At 61.8% G+C, this 24,846-nt stretch carries 17 protein-coding genes; 8 read left to right on the top strand and 9 right to left on the bottom strand.

Translation table 11 applies throughout. The features are described 5' to 3' along the window. Nucleotides 1-3: 3 nt before the first annotated feature. Nucleotides 4-987, bottom strand: a complete 984-nt coding sequence (locus H585_RS0107940; RefSeq protein WP_027367433.1) for a 3-dehydroquinate synthase II family protein — start codon at nt 985-987, stop codon at nt 4-6. A gap of 5 nt (nt 988-992) precedes the next feature. Continuing rightward, a complete protein-coding gene (locus H585_RS0107935; RefSeq protein ID WP_005985596.1) occupies nt 993-1,820 on the bottom strand; it encodes a 2-amino-3,7-dideoxy-D-threo-hept-6-ulosonate synthase in 828 nt (275 codons plus the stop codon). Between the two features lie 715 nt (nt 1,821-2,535). Here H585_RS0107935 and H585_RS0107930 point away from each other — a divergent pair. From H585_RS0107930 to H585_RS0107920, 3 genes are all read left to right on the top strand, one after another. Continuing rightward, nucleotides 2,536-3,912: an ammonium transporter gene (locus H585_RS0107930; RefSeq protein WP_051183027.1), complete on the top strand. Its 1,377-nt coding sequence runs from the start codon at nt 2,536-2,538 to the stop codon at nt 3,910-3,912. A 27-nt stretch (nt 3,913-3,939) separates the two neighbouring features. Next, on the top strand, nt 3,940-4,269 hold the full coding sequence (locus H585_RS0107925; protein WP_005985599.1) for a P-II family nitrogen regulator: 330 nt from the start codon (nt 3,940-3,942) through the stop codon (nt 4,267-4,269). 87 nt (nt 4,270-4,356) lie between these two features. After that, nucleotides 4,357-5,604, top strand: a complete 1,248-nt coding sequence (locus H585_RS0107920; protein WP_027367431.1) for an EAL domain-containing protein — start codon at nt 4,357-4,359, stop codon at nt 5,602-5,604. A gap of 85 nt (nt 5,605-5,689) precedes the next feature. Here the strand turns inward: H585_RS0107920 and H585_RS0107915 are convergent, their stop codons facing one another. From H585_RS0107915 to H585_RS0107895, 5 genes are all read right to left on the bottom strand, one after another. Beyond that, on the bottom strand, nt 5,690-6,193 hold the full coding sequence (locus tag H585_RS0107915; protein WP_014259970.1) for an anthrone oxygenase family protein: 504 nt from the start codon (nt 6,191-6,193) through the stop codon (nt 5,690-5,692). 281 nt (nt 6,194-6,474) lie between these two features. Further along, nucleotides 6,475-7,839, bottom strand: a complete 1,365-nt coding sequence (wbaP, locus tag H585_RS0107910) for an undecaprenyl-phosphate galactose phosphotransferase WbaP (RefSeq protein ID WP_081678623.1) — start codon at nt 7,837-7,839, stop codon at nt 6,475-6,477. 581 nt (nt 7,840-8,420) lie between these two features. Beyond that, the gene (locus tag H585_RS0107905) at nt 8,421-8,975 is read right to left on the bottom strand and encodes a cysteine hydrolase family protein (protein WP_027367429.1); all 555 of its coding nucleotides are present in this window, start codon (nt 8,973-8,975) and stop codon (nt 8,421-8,423) included. Nucleotides 8,976-9,310: 335 nt separating this feature from the next. Then, the gene (locus H585_RS0107900; protein WP_027367428.1) at nt 9,311-10,951 is read right to left on the bottom strand and encodes a sensor domain-containing diguanylate cyclase; all 1,641 of its coding nucleotides are present in this window, start codon (nt 10,949-10,951) and stop codon (nt 9,311-9,313) included. Nucleotides 10,952-11,351: 400 nt separating this feature from the next. Next, nucleotides 11,352-11,690: a PilZ domain-containing protein gene (locus H585_RS0107895; protein WP_027367427.1), complete on the bottom strand. Its 339-nt coding sequence runs from the start codon at nt 11,688-11,690 to the stop codon at nt 11,352-11,354. Nucleotides 11,691-11,952: 262 nt separating this feature from the next. On the opposite strand from H585_RS0107895, the gene H585_RS0107890 reads away from it, so the two are divergent. The 5 genes from H585_RS0107890 (at nt 11,953) to pstA (ending at nt 19,978) form a co-directional block, all read left to right on the top strand. Further along, complete coding sequence (locus H585_RS0107890) at nt 11,953-13,350, top strand: deoxyribodipyrimidine photo-lyase (protein ID WP_027367426.1); 1,398 nt, start codon at nt 11,953-11,955, stop codon at nt 13,348-13,350. Nucleotides 13,351-13,555: 205 nt separating this feature from the next. Next, nucleotides 13,556-16,102: a methyl-accepting chemotaxis protein gene (locus tag H585_RS0107885; protein ID WP_027367425.1), complete on the top strand. Its 2,547-nt coding sequence runs from the start codon at nt 13,556-13,558 to the stop codon at nt 16,100-16,102. A 192-nt stretch (nt 16,103-16,294) separates the two neighbouring features. After that, the gene (locus H585_RS0107880; protein WP_014259975.1) at nt 16,295-17,317 is read left to right on the top strand and encodes a PstS family phosphate ABC transporter substrate-binding protein; all 1,023 of its coding nucleotides are present in this window, start codon (nt 16,295-16,297) and stop codon (nt 17,315-17,317) included. Between the two features lie 238 nt (nt 17,318-17,555). Beyond that, nucleotides 17,556-18,800: a phosphate ABC transporter permease subunit PstC gene (pstC, locus tag H585_RS0107875; protein ID WP_027367424.1), complete on the top strand. Its 1,245-nt coding sequence runs from the start codon at nt 17,556-17,558 to the stop codon at nt 18,798-18,800. Nucleotides 18,801-18,811: 11 nt separating this feature from the next. Then, a complete protein-coding gene (pstA, locus tag H585_RS0107870) occupies nt 18,812-19,978 on the top strand; it encodes a phosphate ABC transporter permease PstA (RefSeq protein WP_027367423.1) in 1,167 nt (388 codons plus the stop codon). A 100-nt stretch (nt 19,979-20,078) separates the two neighbouring features. Here pstA and H585_RS22090 read toward each other — a convergent pair whose 3' ends face one another. Beyond that, nucleotides 20,079-21,227: a glycosyltransferase family 2 protein gene (locus H585_RS22090; protein WP_051183025.1), complete on the bottom strand. Its 1,149-nt coding sequence runs from the start codon at nt 21,225-21,227 to the stop codon at nt 20,079-20,081. 432 nt (nt 21,228-21,659) lie between these two features. After that, nucleotides 21,660-24,752 carry a hypothetical protein gene (locus H585_RS21080; protein WP_211221616.1) on the bottom strand — a complete coding sequence of 1,031 codons (3,093 nt, stop codon included), beginning with the start codon at nt 24,750-24,752 and terminating at the stop codon, nt 21,660-21,662. Nucleotides 24,753-24,846: the final 94 nt, after the last annotated feature.

Here is a 24,846-nt window from a genome sequence, read left to right as displayed (position 1 = left end):
CCCTTAAGCTTCCTTGATATCTTCGCTGATGCGCATGCCGAAGTGGCGGCCGGCGGTATCCAGGCGCACGAGGATCTCGTCGCCTTCGCGCAGACTGACCACGCTCACGGGCTCGCCGCCGGGCCGCGTCAGACGGATGGTCTCGGCGTTTTGCAGGAACACTGCGCCCTCGCGCGCGCCCTCGGGCGTTTCCACCCTGGCCCGCACCAGCAGCATGGGCCGCACCTCGACCTTGACCCGGCCGATGGTGGCCAGGGAAGTCCTGCCGTCGTGGCCGACCACGAGCACTTCGTCGCCGGAGGACAGCTCCTGCAGGTAGTTGGTGCGGTCGCCGGGCATGATCGCGTAGGCGTGCACGGCTCCGGCATTGACCCGGAAGGGTCGCGCGGCCACGTAGGGGTTGTTCTCGGTCTCGGCGTGCACCAGGAAGGTGAAGGCGCTGCCGTTGCCCACGAGCATGCCCTGGCCCTTGCGCAACATGGACAGCGTGTCCACGCACACGCGGTGGCCCAGGCCCACGGGGCGGACCTCCGTGACCACGGCTCGCGACAGCTCGTACACGCCTTGGGACAGCTTGATCTCGGCCACGATGCTCTTCAGCTCTGCCGCGGCCTGGGGCAGCACCAGCAGCCAGTCCACGCCGTGCTCCAGGATGCCGGCGGCCAGGCGGGCCTGATCCAGGGAAGCCACCTCCACGCCCAGCTTGTCGGCCTGGGCCAGGATGTTCTCCACGGGGATGATCTCCCAGCCGGCGCGCAGCACGACCTTGCCGCCGGAGCGCAGGCAGGACACCGCGTGCTCCTCGTCGGCCTTGGACTCCAGGCACACGGTCGTAAGCAAGCTGACCGGCAGGACTTCGGTGCGCCCGAGCTGACGCACGGACTCCACGCGCTCGTCCTCCACGATCAAGCCGTCCACCCCCGACTCCAGAGCCAGGGTGACCAGGTTCTTGTCGAAAGGCACCGCCAGGAAATAGATCTTTTGCATGGAGATCAGCTCGCCTTTTGGGTGTTATTCAGGAAATCCATGGCCTCGTCCACTTCCCAGTCCTCATGCACAACGCCCTTGAGCGTGGCAACCAATCGGCGCGGGTCCTCGGCCTGGAAAATATTGCGCCCGATGGACAGGCCGTGGCCTCCGGCCAGCACGGAGTCGTGGACCATCTGGACTATGTCGCGGGTGTTATCCATCTTCTCGCCGCCGGCGATGACCACGGGCACGCAGCAGGCTTCGGTGACTTCGGCGAAGGAGTCCGGGTTGCCGGTGTAGCAGACCTTGACCACGTCGGCACCCAACTCGACGCCTACACGGGCGCAGTGCTTTACGACATCCTTGTCATATTGGTTCCGGATCTTGGGGCCGCGGGCGTAGACCATGGCCAGCACCGGGATGCCCCATTGAGCGGCAATGGATGTCACCTGGCCGAAATCACACAGCATACGCGCCTCGGTTTCGTCGCCCAGGTTCACATGCACGGACACGCAGTCCGCGCCCAGGCGGATGGCGTCTTCCACTGTGCCCACGAGGGTCTTTGCGTTGGGATAGGGAGAGAGGCTGGTGGAGGCGGAGAGGTGCAGGATGAGGCCGATGTCCTTACCTGATCCGCGATGGCCGCAGCGGATCAGGCCTTTATGCATGAGCACTGCGTTGGCCCCGCCCTCGACGATGTGGTTAACGGTTTCGCGCAGGTCCACCAGTCCGGAGATGGGGCCTACTGACACGCCGTGGTCCAAGGGCACGATAATGGTGCGCTCGGTGTTGCGGTTGAAAATGCGTTCGAGGCGGATGGCTTTCCCGATGTTGTTGCTGCTGGCTAACATGTGCGGCTCCTTGCCCCGGCCCGGCCATCACCCGCGCACCCCTGAAAAAAAAACAGGGGCCGCCGGCTTGCGCCTGCGGCCCCTGGGGTGTTCGGTGTTCGTCTTCTTCTACTTGAGTACCAAACCGCTCCCATTACAGACCACAGGCTGCTCCCTAAACCAATAATAATACCAAAAGCTAAAAGATAGGGTGGCGAACGCCTGGGGCTGCGTGGACTTCATGCGCGGCAATATGCTCCCACGCCTAGCGGCATGTCAACGGTTTTCTTGGTCAAAAGTGCGGTGAACCGACATCCGCATACTAATTATATATGATTGCGGCGCATTTTCTGCGTCGGCCCGCTAAGAAGAAATCTGCTGAGCGCAACCCGACGGATGAGCTGTTTAGGCCTGTGTGGCTGTAATACTCTATTGAGCCATATGCACGCATGCTGGAAGAGGTCTGATTTACGTTTGTGTCAACCTGTGACTTAGGGTTTGCTTGTCTTACTTCATAATTAACAATTAAGGGATAGTAATGCTCTTTTTACGGCTATTCATGCCATTAAAATACAAATATGTATATTCGGGTGAAGCTGATACTAGTAAGAATACAATACAGCCTAAAATATGTCATTGATTCAAACACGTTAACTTGCTTGGTCCGGCCTTTGCTCAGGACAGGTCGTCGGGGGGAACGTTCTTTCGACACCCATTCCCTGTAAGGAGGTCGCATATGGGTTCCATGTTCGAGAACGGCAGAGGCATTGGCCGCACCGCCGTTGCGGCCGCAGCGCTCATGGCGCTGCTTCTGGTGCCGGGGCTTGCCCAGGCGCAGGAGGAGGCAGTTGAGTTCCTGACCCAGGCCAACGCCAACATCCTGTGGACGCTCATCGCCAGCATGCTCGTCATGTTCATGCAGGCCGGCTTCGCCTGCGTGGAGACCGGCTTCACCCGCGCCAAGAACGCGGGCAACATCTGCATGAAAAACGCCCTGGACTTTGGCGTCGGGCAGATACTGTTCTTCCTGTTCGGCTTCGGCCTCATGTTCGGCACCGACCTCGGCGGCTTGATCGGCACCGACAACTTTGCTCTGGGACTCGGCTCCGTTGTCGGTCAGGACGGCTTCGACGGCTGGTCCTATACCTTCTGGTTCTTCCAGTCCGTATTCGCCGCCACCGCCGCCACCATCGTCTCCGGCGCCGTGGCCGAGCGTATCAAGTTCGGCACCTATGTCGTCATCAGCATCGTTGTCACGGCCGTCATCTACCCGGTCTTCGGCCACTGGGCCTGGGGTAGCCTGGCTGGCGAAGCCTCGGCCGGCTGGCTGAGCGGCTTCGGATTCATCGACTTCGCCGGCTCCACCGTGGTGCACTCCATCGGCGGCTGGGTCGGTCTGGCCGGAGCCCTGGTCCTCGGCCCGCGCGTGGGCAAATACACCGCCGACGGCAAGGCTCGGGCCATCCAGGGCCACAACATTCCCTTGGCCACCCTGGGCGTGTTCATTCTCTGGTTCGGCTGGTTCGGCTTCAACCCCGGCTCCACCACCATCGCCGACGACACCATCGGCCTCATCGCCGTGAACACCTCGCTGGCAGCCTGCGCCGGCCTCGTCGCGGCCATGATCACCTCCTGGATGCGCTTCGGCAAGCCCGACATCTCCATGAGTCTTAACGGCGTTCTGGCCGGCTTGGTAGCCATCACCGCGCCCTGCTACAACGTCTCCCCCGTGAGCGCCATCGTCATAGGCCTCGTCGGCGGCTTCATCGTCGTCCTGTCCGTCGAACTCCTGGACAAGGTGCTCAAGATCGACGACCCCGTGGGCGCTATCTCCGTGCACGGCGTGTGCGGCGCCTGGGGCACCATCGCCGCCGGCCTGTTCTCCACGGATGTGGGCCTGTTCATGGGCGGCGGCATCAATCAGACCCTTGTCCAGCTTCTGGGCGTGGGCACCGCCTTCGTGTGGGCCTTCGGCAGTGGCTTCGTCCTCTTCAGCGTCGTGAAGGCAATCGTGGGCATCCGCGTGTCCAAGGAAGAGGAGATCAGGGGCCTCGACATCGGCGAGCACGGCTCCGAGGCTTACAACGGCTTCCAGGTCTTCACCACCGAGTAGCCACAGACGAGAACGCGAGGAAACACCATGAAGCTCATCATAGCCTACATCCGGCCGGAACAGCTCACCGCTGTCAAGCAGGCCCTCTACGCCAAGGGCATCTATTCCATGAGCGTGACGAACATCCTGGGCAGCGGCCGCCAGAAGGGCTTCACCGAGACCTACCGCGGCGTGGTCATCGAAGTGAACCTGCTCAAGAAACTGCGCCTTGAAGTCGGCGTTCCCGCCGACAAGGCCGACATTGCCATGGATACGATCGTCGAGAGCGCCCGTACCGGAAAAGAGGGCGACGGCATGATCTTCGCCCTGGACATCGCCAAGTCCGTACGCATCCGCACGGGCGAGAGCAGCCTTTAAGAACCCTGGCCAATCTAGACCGGGAGCCTCTGGCTCCCGGTCTTCTTCAAACCACGGCAGCAAGCAAAGCGCATGAGGAATGGGGCCATGGCGCACGAGGACAAAATCCCGAGGATCGCCGACGTAAGCGTGGCTTCCATCCTCAAGAGCGAGGCCGTCCTCACTTTCTTTCAGCCCCTAGTGTCCCTGCGCCGCAAATCCTTGTTCGGCGTGGAGGCACTGAGCCGCGGCCTCATCGGCGACTCCGGCGAAGCCATTCCTCCCGCGCTGCTCTTTCAACTCGCCGAAGACAAGGCCGATCTGGCCAATCTCGACCGTCTTTGCAGGCGCAAGGCCTTGGAAGCATTCGCGCCGATGCACGCCCTGAGCAGGGAGCTCTTCCTGTGCCTGAACGTCGAGCCGACCACCCTGGACTGGGGACTTGTGGGCTCAGGAACCCTGTCGGACGTGGCCCAGCGCCTGGGAGTCGATCCCGCCAACGTGGTTCTGGAGCTGGACGAATCCCGCATCGCCGATCCCTCGACCCTGACCCGTTTTGCTAATTCCTGCCGCGCGGCTGGTTTCCTCCTGGGGCTGGACGGCACCGGCGGTCCGCACTCGGGACTTGAGCGCATTGCCGAGTTGCGGCCGGATATCATCAAGATTGATCGCAGGCTGGTGTCCGGCGTGCATTCCGCAACGCACAAGCAGGACGTGGTGCGCGGGCTCATAGCCACGGCCGACCGCATCGGGGCCTTGCCCGTGGCCGTGGGCGTGGAGACTGAGGAGGAGGTCATCCTGCTCTTGGAGCTAGGCGTGGAAGTTTTTCAGGGCTTCTATTTCGCTCGACCCTACCCGAGCGGCTCCAAGCGGCCCGACGTGAGCACGGCCATCGAGGCCGTTGCCGCGCACTTCAAGGGCCATGTGCTGCGTAAGATCAACGCGAGCAAGGAGCAGCACAAGATTTACGCATTTGTCATCGACCAGGTGCAAGAGGCTCTGGCGCGTACGGCTCTGCCCGAGCTGGACGCGGCACTGGCGGGTATCCTCGACATGCACCCCGGCCTGCAGTGCGCCTACGTGCTCAACGAGTCGGGCCTGCAGATCTCCGATACCGTCAGCAATCCGCTCCTGAAGCGCGGCGTGCGGCGACTCCTGCATCAGCCCATCCGCAAGGGCACGGACCACTCCCTCAAGGAATACTACTTATCCATTAAGGCGGGCTTGCCCCGCTACATCACCGATCCCGGCATCTCCCAGACCACGGGCCTGCCACGCCGAACCATCTGCGCCGCATACCAGGACGCCTCCGGCCGCCAGCGCATCCTCTGCCTGGACATCAGCGAGCCGGAATAGCTGCCTCTGCCCTGCATATTCAACCTGGCTACCGTCTTCGACCTGCTGCGAAGCCTGGTTGGAGCGACGGCAGGCTGCCTAGCCGTCACTTCTGCGTAGGCTTGCTGCGGGCGGCGGGCCTGCTCCAGGGCAGGCGATGGTAAAGGGCCGAGCGGATGAGTGCGGCCAGGGCGATTCCGGCAAACAGTGCGCGCACCACATGCCAGTTGGCCCATTTGTCGCGGTATATATCCCAGTCCGATGGCAGGCTGCCTGGATTCCAGGTTTCGATACGCATGTTGATGGGGCTGATGAACAGGCCCCAGACTAGCAGCATAAGGAAAAGGCAGGTCGTGGCGGTGAACAGCGTAACCCTCGCCTCGCGTCTGTCGCGCAGGACCCAGGTTGTGTAGGCCGTGGACAAGAGGGCCGAGACCTCCACGAGGCTGAGCACGGGGCCGTAGTTGCTCAGGAGCAGCTGATGCACCAGCAGGAATTCGCCTCCGGGCAATTCGGTCTTGGGCCCGATCTGCAACACGTGGGTGAACACCGCGCCAGTGGCCAGCGCGGTCAAAAAAAGGCCAATGAACCGCACGACGGTCAAATTCATGGATGAATGCCTCGCTTAATCTAAATGGGGGAATGCTTGGATAATGTCGCGTGATCCGTGTATCTATCTTAAGCAACAAAGCCGTTGTCATGGTCTGTGCATTTTTTATCGGTCGAAGCAACGCGGAACCATGTTATTACGACATGAACGGTTTTGCATGGCCGTTGATGTGGCCTGGGCCCTAATTCTGGCTCCATGGCATCCCATCAGTGTAGTCTCATGGAACCACATGGTCTGTACCGAACTTTCGTCTTGGTGAATGCAGGAGCGACGCTCGGCTGTCAACAGGCTCCTTGGCGGGTGATCACAACGGGGATGGTTCTGGCTAGAATGTATATGTCGAACCAGACGGACCAATTATTGATGTAATATGTATCGAGGTCGATGCGTTTGTCGTAGGATACCAAGTTGCGTCCCGAAATCTGCCACAAGCCGGTAATGCCCGGTTTGACTCGGGTGTAATGGTGGTAGCAGTCGCGGTAGCGATCGATTTCAGCTTCGACAATAGGCCTTGGGCCGACCAGTGAGAGATCGCCGCGCAGGACATTGACGAGCTGAGGCAGCTCGTCCAGGCTCGTGCAGCGCAGGAAACGACCGATCCGGGTGACTCGCGGGTCGCGGCGCAGCTTTTGGCAGGAGTTCCATTCCTGCTGGAGGGTGGGATTACGGGCGAGGTGTTCCGCCAGGAGCTGTTCCGCATGGGGGACCATGGTGCGGAATTTCCATACGTGAAAAGGCTTGCCGTTGAGGCCGATGCGCCGCTGCTTGAATAGCGCGGGGCCGCGGCTTTCCAGGCGTATGATCAAGGCGATGACAAGACACAGGGGCAAAGCCACGAGGCCACCCAAGATGGTCAGCGTCAGATCCATGAAGCGCTTCATGGCCAGGCGTCTGCCGTCGAGCAGGTTATGGCGCACCAGCAGTCCGAGCAGTCCGCCCACATCCAGGGCCGTGGCCCACAGGCTCGTGCGGCCCATGGCTTGCGGCAGTATGATCACGTGTTTGAAGGTTCGCGCAAGGGTGTCCAGCATGGCATGCCGTTCCTCTGTCATGAGGCAGGCGCCGGAAACAGCGGCAAAGGAGTTTGTCGTCCTGCCTAGGCTCGCGATGTCCTCCGGATTGCTCACCACCGGCACTCCTTCCACGAAATCCTCGGCGAGCGCTTCGTCGTGACAAGAATACACGGCCACGGGCCGCAAACCGAGCCGCGGCCTGAGCTGCAAGGTGCGCAACAGCACACGCGCTGTATCGTCCGTCCCGAATACTACCACTGGATAGCCCCACCACGGCTTGCGCGCGAACATGTCGCGAACCAAGGTGCGTGCCAGGGGCGCCAGCATCAGGCTAGCCAGCCAAGCCAGAATGAACGCTCCACGCGAGTAGAGGGCCGCGTCACGGGAGAAGAAGGTCACTGCGCCCAGGGCGAGGTAAACCAGGGAAACGCCCAGACTGAGCTTTTTGAGTTCTTCGGGCGGTGACAAGAGCACGCCGGGATAGAGGCGCAAGGTTGCGAAGACAACAGGGAAAAGAATCAGGCTTGGCGTAAGTCTCCAATACAGATTGGCGACGATATATCCATCGAAGAGCTGGCGCATGCTGAGAGCGATCAAGATCGCAGCAATTACGGCCGCTATGTCGGCAGCCATAAGCATGAAAGACATGAGATAAGGTAAGCACTTGCGCATAAGCGCATCGACCTCTCTAGAGGAGCCGGCAAATCGGCGGATTCGGTTTTACTGGGCAAATACTGTTTGCACGAACCAAGCTGCACCCCAGAGAAAACCGCGTATGATCCCGGGTCAGGGGCGTCAGGGATATGGGCGACCCGTTTGGATACCCCGGCCTCGCCTGCGAAAGGGATGTGCTTAGTGGAAGTGCATGCAGGCGTACCGCCTTCAACCCGGGGGGAACTTAAATGAAAAGGTGCGGTAAGGGAAGAGTTAAGACCGGAAGGACGAAGAGCTGTGGTCGTGTCTTGCTATATTAAAGTCGAATCTTGCATTCTGAATCATTTATAAGAATGGCGGCTGAAATTCTTGCTAGTTTTAGTTCTAAACTATCTATCAAATTGATATTCTACATTGTTGAATTGAAGCTGCATGGCCTTCAAGCATGCTGCGGAGGAATCCGTTCAGGCTTACCCCAAGTCATTCGGCTCCTTAACGACACTGTAACGACTTCCCAACATGCGAATATGGGGACCGCCACGGCTAACGTGGGAGGCGGTTCAGAACATGGCAAGCAGCGTATCACAATCCGCAACGTGTGCATATGTTCCATGCAATGCGCCGAGGAAGGCCGTATGCACATGCGCCGCCGGTACAGTGATTCCGCCAAAGGCCATGTCGCGCGTGGCGCAGGCGTCGGAGGCCACACTGCAAGCAAAACCAAGGTCCGCGGCCGCGCGTGCGGCGGCATGCACGCACATGTGCGTCATCATGCCTGAGATGAGTAATGAGGACACGTCGCTGTGGCGTAAGAACTCAAGCAAAAGCGTTTCCCGAAAGCTGTTGGGGAAGTGTTTCGTGATCACGGCCTCATCCGGCAAAGGCTCTACTGCCGGGTGGAAAGCCACACCATCGGTGTCGGGCAGGAAGAATGCAGCGCCGGGCCGCGTGCTGATATGGCGCACGTGGAACACCGGTCGTTTCGCTTGGCGAAAGGCGGCCAGCAGACGGGAAGCCTTGGTTGCCGCGGCTTCTGTAGCGACAAGCTCCATGCGGCCTCCGGGGAAGTAATCGCGCTGGATGTCTATGAGCAGCAGGGCTGTGGTTGCGTTCATGTCCTGATCCTTGCCTTGTCAGAATCCTTGTCGTGTCAGATCCGGGATGGGGTGCGCTGGGGATGCTGTCGCGCAGCCCGTAGTCCTATCGTTCCCGGTCAGGGAAGAGCTCGCTGGGCAACCTATCCTTAAGCATGGCCATGTTCCAACGAAGATGTTTTTTAGCAGTCATTAGCGGGACGAATGCGGATTAGAATTGGATGCACGGGCGTGTACCGCCTAGGAAGGAGTTTCTTGCGCTTACGATCCGCCGTTGCGAGCGCCGATCGCGTTATTAGACTACCCGCCGCGGGCTTTACACATGTCGCTGTGAGGGCGCTGAAGCCCGCGCTGCCTCAGGTCGCCTGGGGATCGCGGCAGCAAAGCCGATAGAGCGAAACCTGGTCACGCCCTTGCTGTTTGGAATAGTAAAGAGCGCGGTCCGCGCGGGCCAGCATGTCCTCCAGATGGGCTTTGCCGACCTCGGGCTCGCGGGAGAGCTGAGAAACGCCCACGCTCACGGTGCACTGTACGCGCAGGTTGGCTCCGAGGTCGAACGCCTCCGAGGCCACGGCCATGCGTATGCGCTCGCCCAGCTTATCGGCCGAATCCTCGTTCGCATTGGGCGCGAGGATCGCGAATTCCTCTCCGCCGAAGCGGGCGCAGAGGTCCGAACCACGGCAAGCCGCAGCCATGCGCCGGGCCACTTCTGCGAGTACCTTGTCCCCGGCATTGTGCCCGAAGCCATCGTTGACGGCCTTGAAGTGGTCGATGTCGACCATGAGACAGGCACAGGGGCGATTGCCGCGTTGACAGGCCTCCACGAGCGTGCGGCCCGTGGTTTCGAGCGTGCGTCTGTTGGCCAGGCCCGTGAGCTGGTCGGTTCCGGAGAGTTTCTTGAGCCGGAGCAGGGAGGATTCCATCTCGCTGGCCATGAGCAGGAAGGATTCGTACAGCGCATGCATTTCGATGGTCGCGCGGGACATGGTCTCGTCGTGCTTGGGCAGGCTGTAGCGTCCTTGGCGGATGGCTTCGGAGTAGGAAGTCAGCAGGCGCAAGGGCGTCTGAATGGATCTGGCGGTGCGCCGCAGGAGCAGGGCGCCGGCAAGCAGCGAGGCCAGGCTGACCACGGCCAGATACTGAAGGTAGCGCACGACCTGGCTTGTAATCTCGGCCTCGGGCACCTCGCCCACGAGCATCCAATCGCCATTTCCGATGGCCAGGGCGGCGCCGATGACCTTCTCGTTGTTGTAGTTGGTATAGCTGGGCGGCGGCGGCAAGCCCTTGGATAGGCTGGCAAAGGGCTCGACTCCGGCTCCCAGCACGGAAAACCGGGCTGTTTCGGCTTCCGCGGGCGCTAGGCGGGCGTATGGCCCGGTCAAAATGCGCCCAGCGTGATCGAGCAGGAAGGTCGAGCTGGACCCAGCGATGCGCATGGAGAAGAGCATGGAGGACAATGTGTCCAGCATCACCGGGCACATGAGCACGCCTTGAACGGTTCCAGCCGCGTCCCGCACGGGTGTGGATAAGATGACCAGAGGGGTGCCGGACTGGCGGCCGATGAGAGCCTCGGAGATGAAATCTCGGCCCTGCAGGGATTCCCGGAAATATTGCCGGTCCGAGACATCGATCCCGGCCGGCGCGTCGAAGTCGATCCTGGTGATGCCGCTCTTGTCGATGAACACAAGGGAATAGAGATCATTGCGTCCGGAGATGAACAGCTCGAACAGTTTGCTCACGCGCGCGGGATCGGTACTGCGCATCTCCTCCGTGGCGGCAAGGAAACGCAGGTCGCGCGACAAATCTCTAATCCACGTCTCGATCTGCAAGGCCTGGTAGCGCAGGGCGCTCTCAATGCGCGCATGTTGGCTGGCGTATAGCGACGGCCGCAGGATGGCCAGATAGTAGGCCAGGCCCAGCAGCAAGGGGCTGAGGACCAGCAAAAGCGAATAGAGGCGCAACTGGCTGCTGACGGTCCTGGTCGAAAGGAAACGCATATGTCGCTCGTGTCTGTCCGAGGTAATGGAGATGCCGGGTCAATCCAGCCGTTGAAAAAGCGGCCGACTGTTTAGGGAAACGGGTGATTTGAGAAAGTCAGTTGTGGACAGTCCAAACCACGCAATGGCCGAGCAAAGCTCACCAACTGTTACGAATACACTGCTTCCTGTGCATCTTACGGGTCTCTGGGCTCACGTGGTCAATTCTTCAACGGGCTGCCATGACGATGGAAGCGCCTCGAAGCGTATTCGAAGATGTTATGGGGCATGAAATTTTAAGTGCGCGTAGAAATATAATAATGGATGGCGTGTCTGGTCAACAGGGATATTTAAAAGAGCTTTTCCAGGATCAGTCCTGGACGGTAGCTGGTGGGCCTTGCGGCATGTGCCGCCAGCCCTGTTAGTCCATGGATCGTGCAAGCGCGCTGATAACGACGGAGAAGAGCGTATTCTTACTCTCCACATCCAGTTCGAGGAAATGGATACCCGCCTTGAACGCGTCGCAATGAGCCACTCGGGCTTTGCCGATGCGCAGGAGCAACTGTTCGCCGCGCCATAGGCTAACGGAGATCTGCTGATTGGGGAGCAGGTCCGCCAAGGCTTCGCCGGCCACCGCCAAGCCGTCGAGATTGATATCCACGACCTGGAGCTTGCAGTCCGAGTCCGCTAGGCTTGCAAAGAGCCCCTCCACGTTTACCCGCGGAAAGCGCCTTTTATCCGATGTTGTGCAAAAATCCATGCTCGCTCCGGCAATGGCGGCTCTTATTATGCTATCCAGATCCTTTAGGGTTTCTCACTCAATTGTTAGCATCGGCCTGGAGGGATGGCAATGCCACGACGTCAAATTCCAGTCAGACTGGAATCCCTGTCCGTTCTGTCGACCGGCCATGGACGCGCATGCAGAAAGCTCTCTGCCTCGGCTTACCCGCTATCTGCTGATCCTGATTGGAGCAATGTGCGTGCCGATTGGAAACCAGTAAGCGCATAGAGAGGGGACCAGCATGAACATCGTCGATGAAAGGCGCTTAATGGCCTTGAACGAGAGGCCGTATGGGCCTGGACCTGTGCTGTACTGGATGCATCGCGAACATAGGGTGAATGATAATTGGGGGCTGCTGCGTGCAAGGGAATTGGCGGTTGATCGAGGCGTGCCCTTAGCCGTGGCCTACGGTCTCGCTCCCGATTATCTCGAGGCCGGTCTGCGGCAGTATGCCTTTCTTTTGGCAGGATTGCGCGAGGTGGAACACGGGCTGGAAGCCATTGGCATTCCGTTTTTCCTGCTGCTGGGCGACCCCGCCGAAGTGATTCCTGACTTAGCGCGATACTTGGCAGTCGGTGCGATTATCACGGATTTCGATCCGCTACGCATCAAGCGAGGGTGGCTAAAGCGCATCGCCGCCGAAGTACAGACCGCAGTCGAGGAGGTCGACTCCCGCAATATCGTGCCCTGCCGTGCGGTATCGGAAAAGAAGGAGTGGGCCGCGCGAACCTTCCGGCCCAAGATTCATCGCCTACTACCGGAGTTTCTGACAGCGATTCCGACCCTGAAACCTCAGACGGTCCCATGGAATTTGGATTGGCCTGCCAACGACTGGTCACAAGCCATGGACTCCCTAAAGGTGAATAGCGATGTGGGACGATTGTCGGGGCCGCGTTCCGGCGAACTGGCTGCGGGGGCTCTGTTGGCAGAATTCACGACCGAACGTTTGTCGGGCTATGCCGTGGGCCGCAACGATCCCAATGGCGGGACGACCTCGCGTCTGTCGGCTCATTTGCACTTCGGCATGCTTTCGGCCCAGCGCGTGGCTCTTGTCGTGATCCAGGCGGACGCGCCCCAAGAGGACAAGGATGCCTTCCTGGAACAGCTCGTTGTACGCCGGGAACTGGCCGAGAACTTTTGTCTGCATGAGCCCGCCTATGATTCAGCCGAGAGTTTTCCCGATTGGGCCCGGCGCACCCTGGACGCGCACCAAGGCGATCCGAGGCCGTATCTCTATTCTCGTGACGAGCTGGAACAGGCTTGCACGCACGACCCACTGTGGAATGCCGCCCAGAGGGAGATGCTCGCCACGGGGTACATGCATGGCTACTTGCGCATGTACTGGGCTAAAAAGATTCTGGAATGGAGCAAGAGTCCGGAAGAAGCCATGGCCGTCGCAGTGCGTCTTAATGACCGCTGGGAGTTGGATGGCCGCGATCCCAACGGCTACGCGGGCTTGGCTTGGGCCATTGGTGGGGTGCATGACCGGCCCTGGCCCGAACGCTCTGTGTTCGGCACCGTGCGCAGCATGAGTTTCAGAGGGGCGCGTTCTAAGTTTGATGTACAGGCGTACATACAGGCCTTTGCCGTGCTGCCCGCCCCAAAGATGACGAAATCGTTTCAGCGGCAGGGATCCTAGAACCCATAGGCAGTTGTTTCGTGATGTCACAGAATAGTAACATAAACGCCTTATGGAGTTCCTTTCCAAAAGGTATGGACAGGACCAGCTTCCCGGTTCCTATAGGCATAGGGGTACGGTAGTTTGCGGCCAGAGCCGCGTCTATCTAGTGGCACGACTTCAACCTGGCGCCGGGACAGCCCTCCGCGCCCTGTGGGATGTGAGCATGGCGAATACTCTCGGTTTCCGGCAAAAGCTCACACTCGGCTCGTTGACTATTGTCCTGGCCACGGTGCTGTGCATGGCGGCCGTGACTTTCGTGCAAACCCGCGCAGGATATACGCGCAAAGGTCATGAGACCTTGCGCAGCGTGGCCGGCACCCTGCTGGAGACGGTTTCGCTGCAGCACGCGTTGAATCTGGACAAGATCGCCTCGGATCTGAAAGTCATGGACATGACCTTCAGGTCTTCGGGCTTTCCCTCCTTCAATGGCCTGGTGCAGGCCGAGCTGACCCTGACAGACCAAGTCACTGGCGCAAGGGAGGCAGGCGCATTGCGCGGCCTGCAGCTCGGCAGCGGGTTCATGCACGAGAGCACCGAGTTCGTGGACAAGGTGCGCGACCTGTCGGGCGTGTCGGCCTCGGTGCTCCAGCACGACGGCCAGCGGCTCGTGCGAGTCTCGACGAACATTGTCGGCATGCGGGGCGAGTCGGCCCAGGGGCTTTACATCCCGGCCGGCCACGAGGTTTTCGAGGCCGTCGTGTCCGGCAAGACATTCCAGGGCGTGGTGCGCATCCAGGGCGAACTCTACCAGGCGGCTTACATGCCTTTCCTAGACACGCGAGATGAAGTCATCGGCGCCCTGGAGGTCTGCCGCAGAATAGTCACACCGGAGTTGTCCGCCTCCCTGACCAAGGTCAACGTCAATGGCCGAGGCTACACGTATGTCGTGTCCGATGACGGCCGTACGCTCATCCACCCAGATCGGGCCGTGCTGGGCGCGAACCTGCACTCCAAGGCGTTCGGGGCGGCTTTGCTCGCTGCGCCGGACGGATTGTTCACCTACGAGGACGCCGGCGTGGTATGCGAGGCCTATGTCTCCAGTTTCGAGCCCTGGGGCGTGCGCCTGGTGACCACGGCGACAAACGGCGAACTCATGGAGGGCGTAAACCGTCAGGTGCTCGTGGCCTTGCTGGTCAGCGCGGCCCTGTCGCTGGCGGTAGCGGGCCTGGTCATGTGGTTCACCAGCCGCCAGACCATGGCTCCCATGACTCGTTTGGCGGAGCTGGCTCGCGAAGTGGCCGCCGGCAACTTCGACTACAGCTTCGAGTATGCAGCGTCCGACGCCATCGGCGAGACCGTGGGCGCGGTCAAGAGCATGGTCCGCGAACTCAAGCACGAGCTTGGCTTCAGCCGCGGCGTGCTGGAGAGCGTGGTGGTGCCCTGCGCCGTGGTGGACCTGGACAACCGCCTGACCCACGTGAATCAGTCCGCCGTGGATATTCTGGGTCACGAGGGCGAAGCCTCCAAATACCTGGGCATGAGCCTGGCCGAGTTCGCCTTCCGTGACGGCAATCGGCGCACGCTGAGTCAGGACGCCATGGACAAGCGCAGGCAACTCCAGTGGGAGATCGAAATCCCCGTGGAGGAGCGCGGCATGCCCGTGCACCTGCGCGTGGTGTCCACGCCCATATATGACCTGGGCAAACAGCTCATTGGGGCCATGTCCATCTGGGTGGACCTGACCGAGGAGCGGCTGCAGCACGGCCTGGTGCAGGAGCAGAACCGACGCATAGCCGACGCCGCGAGCCGGGCCCGGGAAATTTCCGACCAGGTGGCCAGGCGCGTCGAGCAGCTCGGCCAGGCCATAGGCCGCTCTCGCGACGGAGCCAGGGAGCAGGAGAGCAGGGCCTCCCAGGCCGCGACCGCCATGGAGGAGATGAGCGCCTCGGTGAGCGAGGTGGCTCGCAGCGCGACAGGGGCGTCCGGCCTGTCCGAGCGCACGCGCCTGCTGGCGGAGGAGGGCGTCGCCGTGGTCGAGCAGTCCGAGCGCGTCATGGACGAGGTGGCTGGCCAGGCCTCGAGGCTGGCCAAGGACATGGCCGATCTGGGCCGTCAGGCCCAGGATATCGGCAAGGTGCTGGGCGTCATTTCGGACATCGCGGACCAGACCAATCTCCTGGCGCTCAACGCGGCCATCGAGGCGGCCCGCGCCGGCGAGGCGGGCCGGGGCTTCGCCGTGGTGGCCGACGAGGTGCGCAAGCTGGCCGAGAAGACCATGACCGCCACCAGGGAGGTCGGCGGCTATATCACCTCGATCCAGGCCAGCGCGCGCAAGAACATGACCGGCACCGAGGCCGCCAACGCTTCTCTGTCCCAGGGCAACGAGCTTGTGCGGCGCACGGGCCAAGCCTTGTCCGACATCTTGCGCATGGCCCAGGAGACCGCCGACCAAGTGCGTGTCATCGCCTCGGCCGCGGAGCAGCAATCCTTGGCCAGCACCCAGGTGGCCCAGTCCACCGAAGCCGTGGACCGCATCGCCGGCGAGACCGCCCGCGCCATGGAGCAATCGGCTAGATCCGTGAACGAATTGGGCGGCCTTGTGCACGACCTGGAGGCCGTCATGCGCGACATGCGTGACGGTCAGGAGGGTAGCCAGGTTGCCGATGCTTCCGGCGTTGACATCGACGCAGCCATATGGGGAGCGAGCCAGGTCGCGGGGTCAGGTCATGGACGAGTTGAGCAAGCCGGGAAGGACTATCAGCGCGGGTGAGAACGCAAGGAACCAAGAAGCCTAGCCCGGGAGTTGCCGCCAGGTTACGAGGCCCGGTATCGCATTAATCATTGCAAGATCGACCGAGCGTCACGGAAATGTAACCTGTGACGCGAATGACTGTAACACGAGCGTCCTACAGGTATCCTGCCTCGACGATAAATCGCACACACAATTTGTGAGGAGGAACCAATGCGTAAGCTTCTTGCCACCGGCCTTGTCGCGCTGAGCATGCTGGCCATGGGCGCCGGCGTGGCCCAGGCCCGCGACCAGATCCGGATCGTAGGTTCGAGCACGGTCTATCCCTTCGCCAGCTACGTGACCGAGGAATTCGGCTCCACCACCAAGTTCAAGACTCCGGTCATCGAGTCCACTGGCTCCGGCGGCGGCTTCAAGCTGTTCACCGAGGGCATGGGCGACAACACCCCGGACATCACCAACGCCTCCCGCCGCATGAAGGGCAGCGAGTTCGAGCGCGCCCAGCAGAACGGCGTGGGCGACATCGTGGAGGCTATCATCGGCTTCGACGGCATCGCCTTTGCCCAGAACAAGTCCAACCAGGCCATGAACCTGACTCTCGAGGAGCTCACCCTGGCCGTTGCCGCCGAGGTGCCCCAGAACGGCAAGCTGGTTCCCAACCCCTACAAGAACTGGAACCAGATCAATTCCAAGCTGCCCGCACGCCCCATCGTTGTTTATGGTCCCCCGACCAGCTCCGGCACGCGTGACGCCTTCGAGGAGCTCGTCATGGAGCATACCTCCACCAAGGGCGGCCTCAAGGATGGTTACGGCGGCAAGTACACCAAGATCCGCCAGGACGGCGTGTACATCGATGCCGGCGAGAACGACAACCTCATCGTGCAGCGCCTGGCCCAGGACAAGAACGCCTTCGGCATCTTTGGCTACAGCTTCCTGGAGGAGAACCAGGACCGCATCCAGGGCGCCTCGATCAACGGTGTCGAGCCCAAGCCCGAGGCCATTTCATCCGGCAAGTATCCCATCTCCCGCAGCCTGTACTTCTACATCAAGAAGGCCCATATCGGTAAGGTGCCTGGCATCAAGGAGTACGCCGACCTGTTCATGAGCGAGAAGATGATCGGACCCAAGGGGCTGCTCAAGCGCATCGGCCTGATCCCGCTTCCCGACGACATGCGCAAGAAGGCCCAGAAGCAGGTTGTCGGACTGGTTCCGCTGAAGCAGGGCGACCTGAAGTAGTAAAGAGACTAAGCATAGACGAGGGCCGGTCCCGCCTGGGACCGGCCTTATGACAGATTGTTGGAAAAGCCCGCGGCGGGCTTTTCCAACTTCGCAATGATGGTACAAGGCTTGTTAATTGCTCGCGGATGGCCGGCGATGTCTGCATAGGGTGGTATTACCCGTCCAGGCGGCCCTTTTTTTACCGGGCATTTATCCATCCCGTGCAGGCAATGAGGCGGACAAAAGAGGTGACTGCTTGAATTTCAGCCAAATCGCGCAACTCCTGGTGCTGGGCATGGCTCCGCTCGGAGCGGGCAGCTACGCGCTTTGCCGGGCCAAGGCCAGGCCCGAGCGCTTCGGCGGGGCCAAGTTCCATTCTCCGAGCTGGTATTACGGCTGGTACGGCTTCCTGTGGGCTTTCCTGCCGCCGCTGCTGCTCGCTGTGGCTTCATGGATCCTGCGCCTGGCCGGCCTGCGTCCGGCGCCGGACTGGGTGCTCATGGCCCTGGCCATGGGCCTGGGGCTGGCCGGCCTGGTGTACGCGCATCGTTCCGTAAATCCCGAGCTGCGCGCGCGCAATTCCGTGGAAGGGGTTATCCACTGGACGCTGCGCATGTCTTCGGTCCTGTCCATTCTCATCACCGTGGGCATTGTCTCTTCGGTGCTCTTCGAGGCCCTGCAATTCTTCAGTCAGGTCAGTCTGTGGGAGTTCCTCACCGGCACGGCGTGGAGTCCGGGCACGGCGTTTCTGGGCGCGGCCGGGCGCGAAACCGAGGGCGTGGCCAAGCCCCTGTTCGGCTCGGTGCCGCTGTTCGCCGGTACGTTCCTCATCACGGCCATCTCGCTTCTGGTGGCCGTGCCCATCGGCTTGTTCGCGGCCATATTCCTCTCGGAGTACGCCTCCCTGCCCATGCGCCGCATCTTCAAGCCGGCCCTGGAGATCCTGGCCGGCATTCCCTCGGTGGTCTACGGCTTCTTCGCGGCCATTACCGTGAGCCCCTGGGTGGTCAACACGGCGCAGGCGCTCGGTGTGCGCGCCGACTACACCAACGCCCTGTCGCCCGGTCTGGTCATGGGCGTCATGATCATCCCCTTCGTCTCCTCGCTGTCGGACGACGTCCTCAACGCCGTGCCCATGTCCATGCGCGAAGGCTCCTACGCCCTGGGCGCCACCACGTCCGAGACCATCCGCCGCGTGCTGCTGCCCGCAGCCTTGCCCGGCATCGTGGCGGCCGTCCTGCTGGCCTTCTCGCGCGCCGTAGGCGAGACAATGATCGTGGTCATGGCCGCTGGCCTGCGGCCGAACCTGACCTGGAATCCCCTGGAGGGCGTGACCACCGTCACCGTGCGCATCGTCGACGCGTTGGTGGGCGATCAGGCCTTCGACAGCCTCGAAACCCTGTCCGCCTTCGGCCTGGGCTTGGTGCTGCTCGTGTTCACGCTCATCCTGAACGTGATCTCGGCCTACATCATCCGCAGGTTCCGGCAGAAGTACGAGTAACCGGAGAAGCCATGAGCATCATCACCGAGACAGCCAAAAAACGCCTTGGTTCACGCCGCCGGGCGGAAAAGCGCTTCAAGCTCTATTCACGCTTGGCGATCCTGGTCGCCATCAGCTTCCTGATCTTCTTCCTGTACGACATGATTCGCACGGGTTATCCCGCCTTTACGCAGGCCGAGCTTCTCGTGGAGGTCTCCTACAGCGAGGAGAGCATGGAGATTGGCCAACTGGCCGTGGACGAAGAGATGGAGCGCCTGGTCAGCCGTGGATTCCTACGCATTATTCCCATGCGCATGCAGGCTGATCCCGCGCTCCTGGGGGTGACGCGCGATGAGTGGGTGTTGGCCGTCGCCGAGGTGGACCAGTACCTCAAAGGCAAGCCCAACCGGCTGCGCGAGGATGAGCGCGAAACCGTGCAGCGCCTCCAGGACGAAGGCCGCGTAAAGATGGCCTTCAACACCGGCTTCTTCGTCAACGGCGACTCCAAGCTCCCGGAAATGGCCGGCGTCTGGGCCGCACTGGTCGGCTCGGCCTACGTGCTCCTGCTGACCCTCGCCTTCAGCTTCCCCGTGGGCGTGCTCACGGCTGTGTACCTGGAGGAGTTCGCCCCGGACAACCGGCTGACCCAGATCGTCGAAGTCAACATCAACAACCTGGCGGCCATCCCCTCCATCCTGTACGGCCTGCTTGGCCTGGCCATCTTCATCAATTTCTTCCACGTGCCGCGTTCGTCGGCATTAGTGGGCGGCCTGACTCTGGCGCTCATGACCATGCCGGTCATCATCATTTCCACCCGCGCCGCCCTGCGCTCGGTGCCCGGTTCCATCCGCGAGGCGGCCTACGGCATCGGCGCCACGCCCTGGCAGGTGGTTTGGCACCACACGCTGCCCCTGGCGTTGCCCGGTGTTTTGACGGGCACCATCATCGGTCTGGCCCGCGCCATCGGCGAGAGCGCGCCCCTGCTCATCATCGGCATGATGGCCTACATCCCGGACGCGCCGCACGGTGTCACGGAAGCGGCCACGGCCCTGCCGGCCCAGATATATACCTGGTCCACGGACTCCCAGCGCGCCTTCACCGAGCGCACGGCCGCGGCCATCGTGGTCCTGCTGGCGGTGCTGCTGTCCATGAACGCCCTGGCCATCTATATGCGCAACAAGTACGAGCGGAAGTGGTAGACAACGTCACGCACGCTTTCTGGCGCCGGAGCGGCATAGCCGCACCGGCGTTTTTTCATGAGGGACGCTTGCTGCCAAGGCGGCAATCCCTGGCAGGCTGCTACGTGAAGGATGCCTGGGAGTAGGATGAGAAGGCGTATTCGGTCTTGCTCTCGTCGGCGAGGATGTTCAGCACGCCTTGGCCATTGAGCCAGGCCAAGAATCCGCTCTGCTCCAGGGAATCGTGCAGGGCGAAGAATTCGCTCCATTGCTCCGTCTCCGGCTCCACGGCCTCGCAGCCGTGTAGGGATTTGCCCGCGCGGCGCAGATCCTCCTCCCACAGCAGGCCCAGTCGACGGTAGGCAACAAGCCTTCTGCGCAGCTCGAAGGGGAACCCGGCGGCGAGTTCCGGCGTGACAAGGCCCTTGATTCTGGCGAAGTCGAGCATGTCCAGCACGGTAAAGGAGAGGTAGAGCAGTTCAAGGTAGATGAACAGGGATTCGTTGAGCCGCAAGGCCTCCTCGACGCGTTCCACAAGCGGCTTAAGCAGTATTTCATGTAGGTAGACGACCGCGCCTCTATCACCCGGAAAGGTCGCCAGCTGGGCCTTATGCGACCGGTGCAGCCATTTCCAGACGCGCATGCAGTGGGCGTGGCGGCTGATGCGCCGCGTCTGCCATGCGCTGATCGTGCAGTCGGACCACAGCGTCTGTCCATGGGCACGGATGCGCTTGCACAGCTGATGGTCCTCACAGACGGATTCCTGATAATCGCCGAAACCGCCCACTGCCTTCCAGGTGGCGCTGGCGAGCAGGAAGGCGTTGCCGGGGATGAAGTCCATAGGGCCGTTAGCCGTAAGGTTGTGGTTGTCGCCGAAAGTTTGCAGGTAGCGCGAAACGAGATCGTTGCCCGCAGCATGGCGTACCGCGCCGGCCGTGAGCCCCACGCCGGGCCGGTGGATGTTGCGCAGGCAGGTTTCCAGGTAGTTCGGGCTGACGCGCACGTCAGCGTCCATGGAGAAGATGTATTCGGTTTCCGGCGCGCTCAGGCCCGTGCGTTTGGCCTCGGTTATGCCGCAGTTGGGATCGAGGCGGATCACGCGCAAGGGAATAGGGCTTTCGCCCGGCTCGAAGGGGCTGGCCGATCCGTCGTCGACCACCACGACGGCGTCCGGCCGCACGTTCCAGGCTCCTACACCCGCCAGCAACTCGCGCACGAAGGCCGCGTCGTTATACGTGTACGTGCACAGCGTGACGCCGGACGAACTCATGGCAAAATGCTCCTGATCGCAATGGCTTGGATTTCTCTTCCTGAAACCAAAATGCTTCTGGGAAGGGGGGAGGCTCGGAGGAGGAAACCCCTCTTGCGCTAAGGTAGTCAACTGCAAGCGCCGGTATAATTCAAACACAGCATTGCGAATGACTATCGGAGGGTTCCATGGCTGCCAAGGCCTTTTCGTAACTGCGCACGTCCACAGAGCAGTAGATCAAAAAGACAGGAGCTATGACTCCTTCACCAGATCCCGGCACACAAGGCGTGGCAGCTTGAGCCAGAGAAGGACAGCGACCTTCTTTAGAGCATTTTGCTTTTGAAAATGCTCTGCAAGCCATGCGTCGGCATGGCTTGCCGCCGCGCAGGCGTAGGCGCAATTCACTTGCGCCGTCAACGCCGGAGCGGGCGTCTTAAAAGCAATCTGCTCTAGTTAGTTCGGCATGATCTCCTGCATGGCCTTGGCCTGCTGCGGCAAGGGGCAGCGGGGGTCTACCAAGGCGTGGCCGTTGCCGGCCGCACCCAGGCGCACGGCCAGGCGCTGCACGGCATCGAGATAGGTTTCGCCGTGCCCCAAGTAGAAGGCCATGGGCTTGGCGAAGTTCTGGCCCACGATGCCGTCCAGAAAGAGCTGGCATATCTCGCGTTTGCAGGACAGCACGTACTGGGAAAGCAGGAAGGCCTTGCGCTCCTCGCGAGTCATGCGACGCATGAAGCGCACCAGCGCACTGCGAGCGCGCGGCTGGTACATCCAGAAGTAGAGCAGGTCCAAGGCGTTGACGATATAGACCCTGGCCAACCCGCTGGCGTCGCGCTCCAGTTCGCGCATGCAGGTGCACGGGGACTGCAGGATCTGGCCCGCGTCCTGCTGCGGATAAAGCATCTCCAGTTGCTCCCAGGCCCCGAAGACCTGCTCCAGCTTGCCGCGATAATCCCAATCGCGCATGCGGATGTTGTGCGCCCGGTCGGCCAGGCCTTCGATGACGCCGGCAACGCAATCCGAGGCCAGCTTGGATATGACCGCGGCCCACTTCTGCAATACATCCGCCACGGCCGCGACACCGAAGGCGCCCAGCAGCCCCGCCGCTAGGGCGTTGAACGCCACGGCCAGGGGGATGGACAGGATCGAGCGGAACAGGTTGCCGACGACCGCCTCCTTGGGCAGCCCTCGCAAGAGGTTATGGCTCGATATGTACAGGCCATTGGCCAGGGCCATGACCGCATAGAGCGTCAGGGGCGCGCTGCTCACCGTGACCCCGAAGCCGTGGTCCAACAGAACCGTTTTGACCAGCCAATCCAGCAGCGGCACCGAGAAGCCCGTGTACAGGAGCGAGTCGCACAGCCGGTCCCAGCTTACGTAATCCTTCCAGCGCAACAGGCTTGAACGGCCGATGCCGCCCCCGCCCAGTACGGACTGGATGACATTGCGCACGCCGGTGATGCCGAACCAGATGAACGCGCCCAGATAAGCCAGCAGCCACCAGTCCTTGGTCAAGGCGAAGGTCAGGAAAGCCGGGATGAGCCCGAGCAGGACCTTGAGCGCGTTCTTGAAGTCGCTGTTCAGATAGCGCAGGCCGAGCCTGGGCTTGGGCGGACGGCTCAGCCCGCTGCGCAGGCAAAAGCCGTTGCCGCAGACATCCGCCGTGCCGCCCAGCGTGTAGATGTCGCCGCATGCGCCGTTGGCCGGACGATAGCCCTGGACCACGTGCTCCCGCTCGCGGCGAGCCAGGAGCGTGGCCAGAGGCTCGCGCCGGGCCAGACGCGCTAGGCGGGACAACGGTCCGCCGTTACCCTCGCCCTCGTCGGAGGGCATGCGGGCCACGCGGGAGAAATGCACGGCGCGCAAGGGGATACAGCGGCCCGTGCGGGTCAGCTCGCGCCTGGCTCTGGGCGGCAAGGTCCGGCCGACCACCAGGCCCATGCCGTGTTTGCGGCAGGAGCGGCCCGTGGAGTCCGAACCGATGCGCGTTTCCAAGGGCTTGCGGTTGTACAGCTCGCGCAGGGATGCGATATCGCAGAGCATGGCCGTAAGTTTGCCGGCGCAAGACTCGGCATCCGGCCCTCCTGCTTCGAGCACCTTCTGCAGCACGTGGCCGATGAAGCGCTTGAGCTTGATGGCGTTGCGTGAGTTGAAGGCCTCCTGCAGGGCCAGAATGTCGCGGATGTCGGCGGATCTGTTTTCGGCCTGATCCTTGAGATTATAGACTTCCAGGTGGGTGATGGCCCCTCGGCAGTCGTAGAGGATCTCCAGCACGTCTTCCACGCTGAGGCCGCTCAGGGTCAGGGTGGCCTGATAGCCGGAACGCACGGCGCGCAGCTTGGCCATCAGCTCGGCAGGAGAGAGGGTCAGCAGAAGCGGCCGTTCCTCGCCGGAGGCTGGAATCTCGGGATCGGGCAGGTCGGGATTGACCTCGGGCCGCAGGAAATGGTCGATGATGCCCTCGGCATCCAAGGAATTCATATCGCAGATCAGGTTTTCTATGCGCGCCCGCTCGGCCTGCGGCGAGATCGCGTGGGCGGCACGCAGCCGTTCCAGGCGGGCCTGCAGGTGCGGCAGGAGCTTGCCGTGGATGAATTTGCCCAGGTGCAGCAGCGAGGCCTGTCCCGAGCCCACGAAGCGCGTGAATTCCTCGCGCAACAGGGGCTGCATTTCCATGTCGTATGCTTCGTTGAGGGCCGGGCGGTGCTGCTCGTTGAATTCCGTGAAGACCATGTCCACGTATCGCCGCCGCCAGGCCGAAGCCTCGCGGCCCAGGGCCATGAGTTCGGCCATGGCCGGCTTGGTAAGGAAATCCTGGAAGTCTCCGGGCTCGTCCAGCCCGCTGGGCACCCAGATTATCTTGGCGTAACGGCCCCGGTGCACCGCCGAGTATTCGAGGCCTATCTGCACGCTGACGCCCATGATGGCGGCGGATTCCAGCAGCTCGGCCGCCACCTCGGGCCGCACGTGGTTGTAGTAGATGACCATGAGCCGCCGGATGCCCTTGATCCAGGCGTCCATGATCAGGTGCGTGGCCGATTTGCGGCCCTTGGTGTTGGCGTCGTGCACGTGGTCGTCGAAAGCCAGCTGGTTCCACTCCTCGGGCATCTCCAGCAGATGGTAGTGGCGCAGGAAGGCGCGCACCACACGCGGCTTGCTCGTGGCCGCGGCGCGAAAGTCGCGGGCCAGCATGAGCTGCCGGATTTCGTCGCCCCTGGCGCGCACGAGATCCTTCATGATGGACAGGAGTACGCGGGCCGTATTCTTGCGCAGCACGCCTTGAGCCGTGGTCAGCACTTCCTCGCGCAGGGCGCGCAGCGCCGTCAGGCGGTCCGCGGCCTCGCCGGTCTCCAGGCTGCCCAGCAGCTTCGCCACGGCATAGGCGATGCGCAGACCCTTGTCCCAGGCCATGTCCTTGATGCCGTGCGGATGCAGGTGGGGTTCCAGAAGACCCTTGGCCCCGAACGTATCCCGAAGCTCCAGCACGTCGTTGACCACGCGCAACAGGTCGCGGTCGCGACGGTCGAAGAATAGACGCTCAAACATGAATATATGTCCTCCGCGATGCCCGCGATCGCCGTTCCGGCTTGGCGAGCGCGACATGCTGTCATGACAGTATAATTCTTTTTTTCACATGACC

It is taken from the genome of Desulfocurvibacter africanus subsp. africanus DSM 2603 (genome assembly GCF_000422545.1).
GTDB classification, from domain to species: Bacteria; Desulfobacterota; Desulfovibrionia; order Desulfovibrionales; family Desulfovibrionaceae; genus Desulfocurvibacter; species Desulfocurvibacter africanus.
The sequence above is the reverse complement of the archived record's forward strand: the minus strand, read 5'-3'. Positions and strand labels throughout refer to the sequence as shown.